The organism is Aeromicrobium erythreum (genome assembly GCF_001509405.1).
In the GTDB taxonomy this organism is placed as follows: Bacteria; Actinomycetota; Actinomycetes; order Propionibacteriales; family Nocardioidaceae; genus Aeromicrobium; species Aeromicrobium erythreum.
In genome coordinates, this window is the sequence record NZ_CP011502.1 from 3,057,402 (window position 1) to 3,071,132 (window position 13,731).

Consider the following 13,731-nt stretch of genomic DNA (forward strand, 5'->3'; position numbering starts at 1 on the left):
GATGCTCACCACTCGATGCCTCGCTGACCCTTCTGGCCGACGTCCATGGGGTGCTTGACCTTCGTCATCTCGGTGACGAGGTCGGCGACCTCCAGGAGCCGGGGGGCGGCGTCGCGGCCGGTGATCACCACGTGCTGGCGGCCGGGGCGCGACGCGAGCGTGTCGGCGACGTCGTCGACGTCGACCCAGCCCCACTTCATCGGGTAGGTGAACTCGTCGAGCACGTAGAGGTCGTGCGTCTCGGTGGCGAGGCGACGCTTGATCTCGGCCCAGCCCTCGGCGGCGGCGACGGCGTGGTCGTCGTCGGTGCCCGACTTGCGCGACCACGACCAGCCCGAGCCCATCTTGTGCCACTCGACGGGCCCGCCGAGGCCCTCGGTCTCGTGCAGGCGGCCCAGGTGCTCGAGCACGCTCTGCTCGCCGACGCGCCACTTGGCGGACTTCACGAACTGGAACACGCCGACCTTCCAGCCCTGGTTCCAGGCGCGCATGGCGAGGCCGAACGCGGCGGTCGACTTCCCCTTGCCGGGCCCGGTGTGGACCATGACGAGCGGACGGTTGCGACGCTGGCGGGTGGTGAGGCCGTCGTCGGGGACGACCAGCGGCTGGCCCTGGGGCATCAGGCCACCTCCCCGCTCACCTGGGCGGACCGGACGACGGACGTCAGCGAGTCGGCGCTGACCTCGCCGAGCGGCAGGTGCTGGGCGCCGAGCCGGTCGGCCAGCACGCCGGCGAGGCCGAGGCGGAACCCGCCGGTCTCGCAGTCGACGACGACGGAGGCCACCCGGGTGGCGCGCACGTGGTCGGCGGCGCGGTGGGCGCGGGCGAGGGCGTCGGGCCCCGACGTGGCGCGGCCGTCGGTGACGACGACGAGGAGCGGTCGGCGCAGCGGGTCGCGGATGCCCTCCAGGCGGAGAGCGTCGGCTGCGGTGGCGAGACCCTCGGCGAGCGGCGTGCGGCCGCCGGCGGGCAGCTCCTCGAGCCGACGTGCGGCGACGTCGACCGACGACGTCGGCGGGAGGTCGAGCGAGGCGGTGGCGCCCCGGAAGGTCACCAGGCCCACCTTGTCGCGACGCTGGTAGGCGTCGAGCAGCAGCGACAGCACGGCGGTCTTGACCTGCTCCATGCGGCGGCGCGCGGCCATCGAGCCGGAGGCGTCGACGCACAGCAGCACGAGGTTGGACTCGCGTCCCTCGCGCACGGCCACGCGCAGGTCGGCGGGGCGCAGCAGCACCCGGCCCCCGTCGGCCCGTCCGCGGGCGTGCTGGTGGGGGGCCGCGGCGCGCACGGTCTCGACGAGGTGCAGCGACCCCGACCGTCCGGCGGGCGTGCGCGCGCCGATGCGGCGACCGTCGTCGGTGATGGCGCGCGAGCGACGTCCGGACACCCCGGCGCCGACGCCGTCGACCTGCAGCAGCCGCGCCCGCACGGGCTCACCGGCGCCCACCGTCGATTCCTGCGCCTGGCCGGATCCCTCAGGGGCGTCGCCCCCGGGCGGCGTGGGCGGGGTGGCGGGTGCCGAGGCGGCCGACCCGCTCTCGGGCGCGCCTCCGGGTCCACCTTCGGGACCCCCACCGTCAGGGCCGCCGTCGTCAGGACCACCGTCGCCGGGCCCGTCCTCGGGCCCGCCCGCGGGCGGCTCGTCGGGTCCGAGGAGGTCGTCGAGCTGCGACTCGTCGAGGCCCGTCTCGTCGAACGGGTTGCGCCGACGCCGGTGCGGCAGCGCGAGACGGGCGGCGGCGCGGACGTCGTCGCGCGTGATCGTGGTGCGGCCGTGCCAGGCGGCGTGCGCGGCGGCGGTGCGGGCGGTGACGATGTCGGCGCGCAGGCCGTCGACCTCGAAGGCCGCGCACAGCTCGGCGATCGACACGAGCGTCGCGTCGTCGAGCTCGACCTCGGCCACCAGCTCCTGCGCCCGGCGGATCCGCGCCGTGAGCGCGGCGTCCTGCTCGGCGAAGCGTGCGGCGAACCCGGCGGGGTCGGCGTCGAACGCGAGCCGGCGGCGCACGACCTCGGCGCGGGCCTGCGGGTCGCGCGGCGCGGCGACCTCGACCGCCAGGCCGAAGCGGTCGAGCAGCTGCGGGCGCAGCTCGCCCTCCTCGGGGTTCATGGTGCCGATCAGCACGAACCGGGCGGCGTGCTCGACGGACACACCGTCGCGCTCGACCGTCGAGCGGCCCATCGCGGCGGCGTCGAGCAGGAGGTCGACGAGGTGGTCGTGCAGCAGGTTGACCTCGTCGACGTACAGCACGCCGCGGTGCGCGCGGGCGAGCAGACCGGGCTCGTAGCGGGTGATGCCGCTGCCGAGCGCCTGCTCGAGGTCGAGGGAGCCGAGCACGCGGTCCTCGGTGGCTCCGACGGGCAGCTCGACGAGCCGCACCGGCCGCGTCTCGGCCTCCGCGTCGGGACCGAACGGGCCGTCGGGCGAGAGCGGCGCGGGGTCGGCGGGGTCGCTGGAGAACCGGTCGCCCTTCACGACGTCGATGGGCGGCAGCACCGCGGCCAGCGCGCGCACGAGCGTCGACTTGGCCGTGCCCTTCTCCCCGCGCACGAGGACCCCGCCGATCGCGGGCGAGATCGTCGTGAGGACGAGGGCCAGCGCCATGTCGTCGAGCTGGTCGAGCTCGGCGCCGACGACGGCGGTGAAGGGGTAGTGCTGTGGCATGAGGGCTCCCGCTCGATCGCCATGGCTGGTGCGGCGCGAGGCCGGTCTTCGGACTTCCACCCCTAGGTGGTCACCGCAGCGGACCCTGTGCCGGACTTCCACCGGCTTCCCGATTCTCCCCAACCCTCTGGGGCACCTCGCGCGTGTGCAGTTTGTCCGAGCCAGGCTACCGGGGCGCGCTGCGTCCGTGTGCAGGCACTAGCCTCGCCGGACATGAGCACCCCCCGTCGCGCGCCCGGCACCGTCGTCGTCGTGGGCGTCGGGGCCGACGGCTGGGCCGGCCTCGACGCCGCCCGACGCGCCGCGGTCGAGGCCGCCGACGTGCTCCTCGGCGGCGAGCGGCACCTCGCGCTCGTGCCCGCCGACGTCGGCGCGACCCGCGTGCCCTGGCCGTCGCCCTTGCGCGAGGGCCTGCCCACGCTCCTGGAGGAGCACGCTGGACGCCGGGTCGTGGCGCTCGCGTCGGGCGACCCGCTCGTGTCGGGCATCGGCACCACGCTCGTCTCGCTGCTGGGCGCCGACGCCGTGGAGGTGCTGCCGGGCGTCTCGTCGGTGGCGCTCGCACGTGCCCGCATGCGCTGGTCGGCGGAGTCGTCGGAGGTGGTCACGCTGGTCGGGCGCGACGTGCACCGGCTCGTCACCCGCCTGCACCCCGGCGGGCGGCTGCTCGTGCTCTGCTCCGACGCCTCGACCCCGGCACAGGTGGCGGACCTGCTCGCCGCGCAGGGCTACGGCACCAGCACCCTCACCGCGCTCGGCGACCTCGGCTCCGACCACGAGAGCCGCGTCGACGGCGTCGCCGCCACGTGGTCGGCCGACGTCGGCCCGCTCACCGTGCTCGCCGTGCAGGTCGACGACGGCGCGCGCGTGCTGCCGCTCGTCCCCGGCCTGCCCGACGACGCCTTCGAGCACGACGGCCAGGTGACCAAGCGCGACGTCCGCGCGAGCGCCCTCGCCCGGCTCGCACCCACGCCGGGAGCGCTGCTGTGGGACGTCGGGGCGGGCGCCGGGTCCGTCGCCGTCGAGTGGTCGCGCACCCACCCGTCGTGCCGGGCGGTCGCGGTCGAGCGCGACCCCGAGCGCGCCGAGCGCATCGGCAGGAACGCCAGGACGCTCGGCGTCCCCGACCTGCGCGTCGTCGCCGGCCGCGCCCCGGAGGCGCTCGCAGGCCTCGACGCCCCCGACGCGGTGTTCGTCGGCGGCGGCGCCACGGTCGACGGCGTCCTCGACGCCTGCTGGGCGGCCCTGCGGCCGGGCGGTCGGCTCGTCGTCCACGGCGTGACGCTGGAGACCGAGCAGCTGCTGGTCGCGTGGCGCGGCCGGGTCGGCGGCGAGCTGGTGCGCCTGCTCGTCGAGACCGCCGCCCCGCTGGGCTCGTTCACGTCGTGGACGCCCGCGCGGGCCGTCACGCAGCTGTCCGTCGTCAAGGGGGCGCAGGAATGACCGTGCACGTGGTGGGCGCCGGACCGGGGGCCGCCGACCTGCTCACCGTCCGCGCGGCTCGCCTGCTGGAGCGTGCCGACGTCGTGGTCTACGCCGGCACCTACGTCGAGGCCGTGCTGGAGCACTGCCGCCCCGACGCGCGGCTCGTCGACACGCAGAACCTCGACCTCGACCAGATCACTGAGGTCGTCGTCGACGCGCACCGCGCGGGCCTGGAGGTCGTGCGGCTGTCGTCGGGCGACCCGTCGCTGTACTCGGCGCTGCACGAGCTGACCCGTCGCCTCGACGCCGCGCAGGTGCCGTGGGACGTGACGCCCGGGGTGCCCGCGTACGCCGCGGCGGCCGCGCGGCTCGGCGTCGAGCTGACCGTGCCCGAGGTGGTGCAGTCGGTCGTGCTGACGCGCACCCAGGCCCGCTCGACGGCGATGCCGTCGAGCGAGGAGCTGGAGGCGTTCGCCGCCACCGGCGCGACGCTGGCCCTGCACCTGGCGATCACCCGCACGCGTCCGCTGGCCGAGCGCCTCGCCGCGGTGCTCGGCGACGACACCCCCGTCGCCGTCGTCGCGAACGCGTCGCAGGAGGCCGAGGTCGTGCTGCGCGGCACCCTCGCCGACGTCGCCGACCAGGTCGAGGCGGCTGGCCTGCGCCAGGCCGCGGTGATCCTCGTCGGCCCGGCCGTCGCCCGCCCCGACGGCGCGGAGTCCTACCTGTACTCCCCCACCCGCGACCGCACCTCCAAGCGCCGCCTCCCGCCGGCCGAGTAGCCGCCCCTCCCGCTGGTCGAGTAGCGGCACCGGCGACGAAGGAGCCCGGTGCCGCGTATCGAGACCACCCGGCAACAGATCAGCGCGAGCCAACCCCCAGCGACCACCCAGAGTGGTCTCGATACACCTCCCCTCGCTGGCGCTCGTGGAGGCACTCGACCAGCGACGCGTTCCGCTGGTCGAGTAGCGGCACCGGCGACGAAGGAGCCCGGTGCCGCGTATCGAGACCACCCGGCAACGGATCAGCGCGGGCCAACCCCCAGCGACCACCCAGAGTGGTCTCGATACACCTCCCCTCGCTGGCGCTCGTGGAGGCACTCGACCAGCGACGCGTTCCGCTGGTCGAGTAGCGGCACCGGCGACGAAAGAGTCCGGTGCCGCCTATCGAGACCACCCGGCAACGGCCCAGCGCGGGCCAACCCCCAGCGACCACCCAGAGTGGTCTCGATACGCCTCGCCTCGCTGGCGCTCGTGGAGGCACTCGAGCAGCGACGCGTTCCGCTGGTCGAGTAGCAGGGACGAGCTTGCGAGGTCCCTGCGTATCGAGACCACCCGGCAACAGATCAGCGCGAGCCAACCCCCAGCGACCACCCAGAGTGGTCTCGATACACCTCCCCTCGCTGGCGCTCGTGGAGGCACTCGACCAGCGACGCGTTCCGCTGGTCGAGTAGCGGCACCGGCGACGAAGGAGCCCGGTGCCGCGTATCGAGACCACCCGGCAACGGCTCAGCGCGGGCCGACCCCCAGCGCCAGCCCAGAGTGGTCTCGATACGTCCGCCCCAGCTCCTTCGTCGCGGGCCGGGCTACTCGACCAGCGGCGGGTTCCGCTGGTCGAGTAGCAGGGACGAGCTTGCGAGGTCCCTGCGTATCGAGACCACCCGGCAACAGATCAGCGCGAGCCAACCCCCAGCGACCACCCAGAGTGGTCTCGATACACCTCCCCTCGCTGGCGCTCGTGGAGGCACTCGACCAGCGACGCGTTCCGCTGGTCGAGTAGCGGCACCGGCGACGAAGGAGCCCGGTGCCGCGTATCGAGACCACCCGGCAACGGCTCAGCGCGGGCCGACCCCCAGCGCCAGCCCAGAGTGGTCTCGATACGTCCGCCCCTGCTCCTTCGTCGCGGGCCGGACTACTCGACCAGCGGATCGGATCGCTGGTCGAGTAGCAGGGACGAGCTTGCGAGGTCCCTGCGTATCGAGACCACCCGGCAACGGATCAGCGCGAGCCAACCCCCAGCGACCACCCAGAGTGGTCTCGATACACCTCCCCTCGCTAGCGCTCGTGGAGGCACTCGACCAGCGGCGGGTTCCGCTGGTCGAGTAGCGGCACCGGCAACGAAGGAGCCCGGTGCCGCCTATCGAGACCACCCGGCAACGGCCCAGCGCGGGCCAACCCCCAGCGACCACCCAGAGTGGTCTCGATACGCCTCGCCTCGCTGGCGCTCGTGGAGGCACTCGACCAGCGACGCGTTCCGCTGGTCGAGTAGCAGGGACGAGCTTGCGAGGTCCCTGCGTATCGAGACCACCCGGCAACGGATCAGCGCGGGCCTACCCCCAGCGCCAGCCCAGAGTGGTCTCGATACGTCCGCCCCAGCTCCTTCGTCGCGGGCCGGACTACTCGACCAGCGGATCGGATCGCTGGTCGAGTAGCAGGGACGAGCTTGCGAGGTCCCTGCGTATCGAGACCACCCGGCAACAGATCAGCGCGAGCCAACCCCCAGCGACCACCCAGAGTGGTCTCGATACGCCTCCCCTCGCTGGCGCTCGTGGAGGCACTCGACCAGCGACGCGTTCCGCTGGTCGAGTAGCGGCACCGGCGACGAAGGAGCCCGGTGCCGCGTATCGAGACCACCCGGCAACGGCTCAGCGCGGGCCGACCCCCAGCGCCAGCCCAGAGTGGTCTCGATACGTCCGCCCCAGCTCCTTCGTCGCGGGCCGGGCTACTCGACCAGCGGCGGGTTCCGCTGGTCGAGTAGCAGGGACGAGCTTGCGAGGTCCCTGCGTATCGAGACCACCCGGCAACAGATCAGCGCGAGCCAACCCCCAGCGACCACCCAGAGTGGTCTCGATACACCTCCCCTCGCTGGCGCTCGTGGAGGCACTCGACCAGCGACGCGTTCCGCTGGTCGAGTAGCGGCACCGGCGACGAAGGAGCCCGGTGCCGCGTATCGAGACCACCCGGCAACGGCTCAGCGCGGGCCGACCCCCAGCGCCAGCCCAGAGTGGTCTCGATACGTCCGCCCCTGCTCCTTCGTCGCGGGCCGGACTACTCGACCAGCGGATCGGATCGCTGGTCGAGTAGCAGGGACGAGCTTGCGAGGTCCCTGCGTATCGAGACCACCCGGCAACGGATCAGCGCGAGCCAACCCCCAGCGACCACCCAGAGTGGTCTCGATACACCTCCCCTCGCTAGCGCTCGTGGAGGCACTCGACCAGCGGCGGGTTCCGCTGGTCGAGTAGCGGCACCGGCAACGAAGGAGCCCGGTGCCGCCTATCGAGACCACCCGGCAACGGCCCAGCGCGGGCCAACCCCCAGCGACCACCCAGAGTGGTCTCGATACGCCTCGCCTCGCTGGCGCTCGTGGAGGCACTCGACCAGCGACGCGTTCCGCTGGTCGAGTAGCAGGGACGAGCTTGCGAGGTCCCTGCGTATCGAGACCACCCGGCAACGGATCAGCGCGGGCCTACCCCCAGCGCCAGCCCAGAGTGGTCTCGATACGTCCGCCCCAGCTCCTTCGTCGCGGGCCGGACTACTCGACCAGCGGATCGGATCGCTGGTCGAGTAGCAGGGACGAGCTTGCGAGGTCCCTGCGTATCGAGACCACCCGGCAACAGATCAGCGCGAGCCAACCCCCAGCGACCACCCAGAGTGGTCTCGATACGCCTCCTCTCGCTGGCGCTCGTGGAGGCACTCGACCAGCGAAACCCACCGCTGGTCGAGCAGCCGCGACGAGTGCCAACGGTGGGGTCAGGCGGGGACCTCGTCGAGGAGACGGCGGAGGACGTCGGCGAGGGTCACGACGCCGATGCCGTGCTCGGTGCGGACCACGGCGAGGTGCTGGCTGGTCTCGCGCATGACCGCGAGAGCCTCGTGCACCGGCGTCGCCGGGTCGAGGTGGAACGGCTCGCGCACCAGGTCGGCCACGCCCTCGTCGGCGTCGCGCACCAGGGTCTCGCGCACGTGCACCACGCCGGCGACCTCGCCGCCGTCGACGACGAGGATCCGCAGGTGCCCGCTGCGCTCCGCCGCGGCCTGCACGTCGGCGACCGTGCTGCCCGACGGGACTGACGTGGGCACCGCGCCCGGCTTCAGCAGGTCGGCGACGGTGAGGTCGCGCAGGCCCAGGGCCCGCGACAGCGACGCGGAGTAGCCCGCCTCGAGCGCGCCCGCCTCGGCGGAGTGCTTGACCAGGTGCCGCAGGTCGTCCGGCGTGGAGCCGCCGGCCACGGTGTCGACCGGGTCGACGCCCACGAGCACGAGGCACCGGTTGGCCGCGCCGTTGAGCATCGTGAGGATCGGCCGGGTGAACCACATGAACCCGCGCATCGGGATCGCGAGCATCGTCGCCGACCGCTCCGGGTGGGCGATCGCCCACGACTTCGGCATCATCTCGCCCACCACGAGGTGCAGGAAGGTCATGACGACCAGCGCGATGACGAACCCGGCGGCGTCGGCCACCCAGTACGGCATGCCCCAGCCCTCGAACAGCGGCGTGAGCGCGTAGTGCACGGCCGGCTTCGCGGTTGCGCCGAGCGCCAGGACACACAGCGTGATGCCGAGCTGCGCGCCCGCCAGCAGCACCGTGAGCTCGGAGGAGGAGCGCAGCGCGGCTCGTGCGGCGCGGCTGTGCGGGGCGGCGTCCTCCAGCCGGTGCCGGCGCGCGGCCAGCAGCGCGAACTCGATCGCGACGAAGAACGCGCTCGCCGCGATGATCACGACGGTGACCGCGAGGACCACCCAGGGGTTGCTCATCATCGGGGCACCTCGGTCTCGTCGGCGCGCTGGGGCGCGATCTCGTCGACGTCGTCGGACGGCTCCACGTAGGGCCGGACGACCCAGCTGACCCGCACCGACGACGGCACGTAGTGCTCGACCTCGAGCACGTCGAAGCGCAGGCGCGGGGCGGCGGGCTGGTCGTCGAGGACGAGCGTCGCGGCGTCGGGCGGCAGGTCGAGCTCGACGCCGTCGCCGGCCTCGGGGAGCGCACCCGCCTGCGCGATGACGAGGCCCGACACGGTCTCGACGTCGTCGAGCTCGGGCAGGTCGTGGTCGATGACCCGCTCGACCTCGTCGAGCGGCGCGTCGCCGGAGAACAGCCAGGCGTCGTCGCCGTCGACCACGGCGAGGGGTCGCTCGTCGTCGTGCTCGTCGGTGATCTCGCCGACCAGCTCCTCCGCGAGGTCCTCGATGGTGAGCACGCCGGAGAGTCCGCCGTACTCGTCGATCACGCAGGCCAGCTGCTGCCGGGCGCGCTCGAGCGTGCGGCGCGCCACGGGCAGCAGCATCACCTCGGGCACGACGACGGGCTCGCGCGCGAGGTCGGCGGCGGTGCCCTCGCGGGCGGTCATGACGTCGACGAGGTGCACGACGCCGACGAGCCGGTCGTCGTCGTCGAGGACGGGGTAGCGGGAGTGGCCGGTCGACATCTGCTCGCGCACGGCGTCGACGGTGTCGTCGGGACGCACGACGTCGACGCGCGAGCGCGGGATCATGGCGTGCTCGACGTCGCGGCGCGGGAAGTCGATGACCCGGTCGAGGAGCAGGGAGAGGTCGCGCGGGAGGTCGCCGCTCTCGCGCGACTCGGCGACGATGTGCTCGAGGTCGCGTGCGGTCGCGGTGCTGTCGACGTCGTGCACGGGCTCGATCCGCAGCGCGCGCAACAGCACGTTCGAGGCCTGGTCGAAGAACCAGATCAGCCAGCCGAAGACCGCGAGGTAGAGGTTGGTGGAGCGCGCCAGCCAGCGGGCGACGGGCTCGGGTCGGGCGATCGCGAGGTTCTTCGGGAACAGCTCGCCGAACAGCATCTGCACGAACGTCGCGAACACCAGCGCCAGCACCGTGCCGATGCCGATGCCGACCGCGGTCGGCACGCCGACGCCGCCGAGGATCTCGCCGAAGGCACGGCCGATGAGCGGCTCGGCGACGTAGCCGACGAGCAGGCCCGTGACGGTGATGCCGAGCTGGGCGCCGGACAGCATGAACGACGTGCGGTTGGTGACCGCGAGCGCACGCTGGGCGCCCTTGTCGCCCTGCGCCGCGAGGGAGTTCAGCCGCGACCGGTCGACCGCCATGTAGGCGAACTCCTGGGCGACGAAGTAGCCCGTCGCGGCGGTGATGGCGAGCACGACCAGCAGGCCGAGCAGCAGGAGGAGGACCGTGATCACCGCACGCGCCTCTCCGGGTCGCGGGTGGTCACGGTCTGGGGACTTCGACTGGGGTCCATGGCTCTCTCTGTGGAGGGTCGTGATCAGTGGGGGAACGAGCCGGCGGGCCGGCGAGTTCCCGACGTGCCGATCGTCTCAGCGCTCGACCTCCCGCGCACATCCATGCGTCGTGGACACTTCCGGGGCGTTGTGGGCCCCTACGGCGCCCCGGAAGTGTCCAGAAGTCGGGGATGGTCAGGCGTCGACCGACCGCGACGTCCAGACGGCGCCGGTGGGGCTGACCCGGGTGTGCGACGAGCCGACGACGAGCAGGCACTTCATGTCGATGGACTCGGGGTCGAGGTCGGCGAGGGTGGTCACCTGCAGCGACTCCTCGGCGCGCCCGACGTCGCGGCCGACCACGACGACGGTGGAGGGGTCGCGGTGCTCGAGCAGGATCCGCCGCATGTCGGCGACCTGCGTGGTGCGCGAGCGCGAGCGCGGGTTGTAGACGGCGAGGACGAGGTCAGCGTCGGCCACGGCGCGCAGCCGCCTCTCGACGACCGACCACGGCTTGAGCCGGTCCGACAGGCTCATGACGGCGAAGTCGCCGCCGATCGGCGCGCCGGCGCGGGCGGCGACCGCCTGCACGGCCGAGACGCCGGGCACCACGCGGACGGTGACGTCGTGCAGGTGCGGCTGCGCCTCCTGCGCCTCCAGCACCGCGGTGGCCATGCCGAAGACGCCGGCGTCGCCGCCGGACACGACGGCCACCCGCTCCCCCGACCTCGCCAGCTCGAGCGCGTGCGTGGCACGGTCGAGCTCGACCGTGTTGCCCGACGCGTGACGCTGCAGCCCCACCCGCTGCGGCACGCGCGCGACGTACGGCGCGTACCCGACGACGTGCCCGACCTGCGCCAGCTCGTCGGAGGCCTCGGGGGTGAGCCAGGCATCGGGGCCCGGTCCGAGCCCGACGACCACCACCTCCCCCTGGTGCGTGAGGTCGCCGACCGACTCCTCGCCCGGGACGGGCGACGACGACCCGGCTCGCGCCGACGGCGCGGCGTCGTAGCGGGCGCCGTGGCCGTCGCCCGGGACCACGACGAGGGAGAAGTAGGGCACCGACGTCGGGTCGACGTCGGCGACCGGCAGCCAGCGCTGCTCGGGCATCGAGGCACGCTCGACGTAGAGCGCGGTGTCGAGCCGGCCGGCCTGCTCCAGCGCCGAGCGGACGGCCGGGAACGTGCGGCCGAGCTTCATGATGATGGCGCCGTCGGTGTCGGCGAGGCGTCGCGCCAGCTCCGCCTCCGGCAGCGTGCCCGGCAGGACCGTGAGCACGTCGGTCTGGCGCACCAGCGGCGTGGCGGCCAGCGCCGTGGCGGCGGCGAACGCCGGCACCCCCGCCACGACCTCGGTCTCGAACTCCTCGGACAACCGGTCGTGCAGGTACATGAACGAGCCGTAGAACATGGGGTCGCCCTCGGCCAGCACCACGACGTCGCGACCCGCCGCCAAGTGCTCGCGCAGCCGCTGCGCGCACTCCTCGTAGAAGTCGGCCATCGCCCCCGCGTAGCCGCCGGGGTGCTCCGCCGTGCCCGTGGTGACCGGGTACTGCAGCACCTCCTCGACGACGTCCGCCGGCACCAGGCCGTCGACGATGCGCCGCGCGTTCGAGCGCTTGCCCACGCCCTGGTGGTAGGCGACGACGTCGGCGTCGCGGATGAGCCGCGCGGTCTTCAACGTCACCAGCTCGGGGTCACCGGGGCCGACGCCCACGCCCCACAGCCGGCCACTGCTGTCCTGCCGCCCGCCGCCCGGCACCCCCGCCGGGCCGACGACGTCTCCGCCGCTCACTCCTTCTCCTGCGCGAGCGCGTTGAGCGCCGACGCCGCCATGGCGGAGCCGCCGCGACGTCCGCGCACGGTCACGAACGGGACGTCGATGCCGTGCGTCTGCGCGAAGGCCGCCAACGCGTCCTTCGACTCGGCCGCACCGATGAACCCCACCGGCACCCCGACGACCGCGGCCGGGCGCGGTGCACCGTCGGCGAGCAGCTCGAGCAGGTGGAACAGGGCGGTGGGCGCGTTGCCGATCGCGACGACGGCACCGTCGAGCCGGTCACCCCACAGCGACACCGCGGCCGCGGAGCGGGTCGTGCCCCACTCCCGCGCGAGGTCGGGCACGCGCTCGTCGCGCAGCAGGCAGAGCACGTCGTTGTCCTTCGGCAGCCGCGCGCGCGTGACGCCCGACGCCACCATCGTCGCGTCGCACAGGATCGGCGCGCCGGCCTGCAACGCCTCGCGGGCCGCCGACACGAGCCGCGGGTGCACGACCATGTCGTCGACGAGGTCGGTCTGGCCCGTGCCGTGGATCATCCGCACGGCCACCTTCTCGGCGTCGGCCGGGATGCCCGTCAGGTCGGTCTCGCGCCGGATGGTCGCGAAGGAGTCGACGTAGATGGCAGCGCCGCTGCCCTCGTACTCGAAGCGCCGGGTGGGGGGTCTCATGCGGTCTCCCTCGACAGGTCGGAGGTCACGGTCAGGTCGGGCACGACCACGCTGCGCCACGGGGTCACGAGCAGCTCGCCCTCGGCCAGCGCGAGCAGCCGGTCGACGTCGGGCCGGCGCAGCACGCCACCCTCGACGGGCACGTGGACGAACCGGCGTCCGTCGTCCTGCAGCCCGGGGCCCTCCGGCAGCGGGAGGGCCCGGACCTGGGTGCGCAGGTCGCGGGCGTGCAGGTCGCCCAGCACGGCCGCGCCGCCGCGCGGCAGGTCGTCGACGTGCCACGTGCCCACGTCGGGACGCATGCGCCGGAAGCGGTGGGCCAGGGCACCCAGCACCTCGGGCAGCGCCTCGAGCGGCACGACCTCGCCCCAGTGCCGACCGGCACGCACCTGCGCGTGACCGTCGTCGACCGCGACCGCGCCGACGTCGAGCGAGCGGTCGACGAGGTCGCCGCGACCGTCGTCGAGGACGACGAGGAACCGTGCCGACAGGTCGGCCAGGTCGGGGTCGGCACACACGAGCGCGTCGTAGCGCTCGGCGACCGGCCGCAGGTCGGCCCGACCGCTCAGCCGACCCGACAGCGGCGAGACCATCACGTTGCGCACGAGCTCGTGGCTGCGGCTCGGCAGCAGGCCGGTCGCCGCGAGGTCGGCCACGACGGGCTCCGGCAGCCTGCCGTCGACGGACGCGATGCCGCGCACCTGCAGGTTGGCACGGCGCGTCAGCCCGACCGTGCCGTCGCCGTGCCGCTCCGCGACGTCGAGCAGACGCGCGAGGGCCGCCGTGGGCAGCCGACCGCCGACCAGCCGCAGGCGCACCAGCGCGCCGTCGTCGGCGATCCACGGCCGGCACACGCCGGGGCACCGGTCGGCGCGGTCACGTGGGCTCGTCACGCCGTCTCCTCCCCTGTCCCTCGAGCACGGACGGGGGTCCGGCGGCCTGCCGGACCGCTCCAGGACGGCGTCGATCCTGTCACACCGCACCGACGT

9 protein-coding genes and 1 riboswitch are annotated in these 13,731 nt (G+C 73.8%); of the genes, 2 read left to right on the forward strand and 7 right to left on the reverse strand.

The window, feature by feature from the left end:
- Positions 1 to 5: 5 nt before the first annotated feature.
- Both cobO and Aeryth_RS14620 read right to left on the reverse strand, forming a co-directional pair.
- Positions 6 to 620, reverse strand: a complete 615-nt coding sequence (gene cobO / locus Aeryth_RS14615) for a cob(I)yrinic acid a,c-diamide adenosyltransferase (RefSeq protein ID WP_067860224.1) — start codon at positions 618 to 620, stop codon at positions 6 to 8.
- On the reverse strand, positions 620 to 2,665 hold the full coding sequence (locus tag Aeryth_RS14620; protein ID WP_067860226.1) for a VWA domain-containing protein: 2,046 nt from the start codon (positions 2,663 to 2,665) through the stop codon (positions 620 to 622). Before Aeryth_RS14620 ends, cobO begins: the two co-directional genes overlap by 1 nt.
- A 22-nt stretch (positions 2,666 to 2,687) precedes the next feature.
- Positions 2,688 to 2,820: riboswitch (cobalamin riboswitch) on the reverse strand.
- 58 nt (positions 2,821 to 2,878) lie between these two features.
- Here Aeryth_RS14620 and Aeryth_RS14625 point away from each other — a divergent pair.
- Positions 2,879 to 4,108, forward strand: coding sequence for a bifunctional cobalt-precorrin-7 (C(5))-methyltransferase/cobalt-precorrin-6B (C(15))-methyltransferase (locus tag Aeryth_RS14625; protein WP_067860228.1), 1,230 nt, complete (start codon positions 2,879 to 2,881; stop codon positions 4,106 to 4,108).
- Positions 4,105 to 4,872 (forward strand): cobalt-precorrin-4/precorrin-4 C(11)-methyltransferase, encoded by a 768-nt coding sequence (locus Aeryth_RS14630; RefSeq protein ID WP_067860230.1) that lies wholly within the window; start codon positions 4,105 to 4,107, stop codon positions 4,870 to 4,872. Before Aeryth_RS14625 ends, Aeryth_RS14630 begins: the two co-directional genes overlap by 4 nt.
- A 2,967-nt stretch (positions 4,873 to 7,839) precedes the next feature.
- Here the strand turns inward: Aeryth_RS14630 and Aeryth_RS14635 are convergent.
- From Aeryth_RS14635 to Aeryth_RS14655, 5 genes are all read right to left on the reverse strand, one after another.
- Positions 7,840 to 8,847, reverse strand: a complete 1,008-nt coding sequence (locus Aeryth_RS14635; RefSeq protein ID WP_236749752.1) for a hemolysin family protein — start codon at positions 8,845 to 8,847, stop codon at positions 7,840 to 7,842.
- Positions 8,844 to 10,256, reverse strand: coding sequence for a hemolysin family protein (locus tag Aeryth_RS14640; protein WP_067860233.1), 1,413 nt, complete (start codon positions 10,254 to 10,256; stop codon positions 8,844 to 8,846). The genes Aeryth_RS14635 and Aeryth_RS14640 overlap by 4 nt, the downstream gene beginning before the upstream one ends.
- A 234-nt stretch (positions 10,257 to 10,490) precedes the next feature.
- On the reverse strand, positions 10,491 to 12,089 hold the full coding sequence (locus Aeryth_RS14645; RefSeq protein ID WP_236749753.1) for a precorrin-2 C(20)-methyltransferase: 1,599 nt from the start codon (positions 12,087 to 12,089) through the stop codon (positions 10,491 to 10,493).
- Positions 12,086 to 12,742 carry a precorrin-8X methylmutase gene (locus Aeryth_RS14650; protein ID WP_067860235.1) on the reverse strand — a complete coding sequence of 219 codons (657 nt, stop codon included), beginning with the start codon at positions 12,740 to 12,742 and terminating at the stop codon, positions 12,086 to 12,088. Before Aeryth_RS14650 ends, Aeryth_RS14645 begins: the two co-directional genes overlap by 4 nt.
- Positions 12,739 to 13,635, reverse strand: a complete 897-nt coding sequence (locus Aeryth_RS14655; RefSeq protein ID WP_067860237.1) for a hypothetical protein — start codon at positions 13,633 to 13,635, stop codon at positions 12,739 to 12,741. Before Aeryth_RS14655 ends, Aeryth_RS14650 begins: the two co-directional genes overlap by 4 nt.
- Positions 13,636 to 13,731 lie beyond the last annotated feature (96 nt).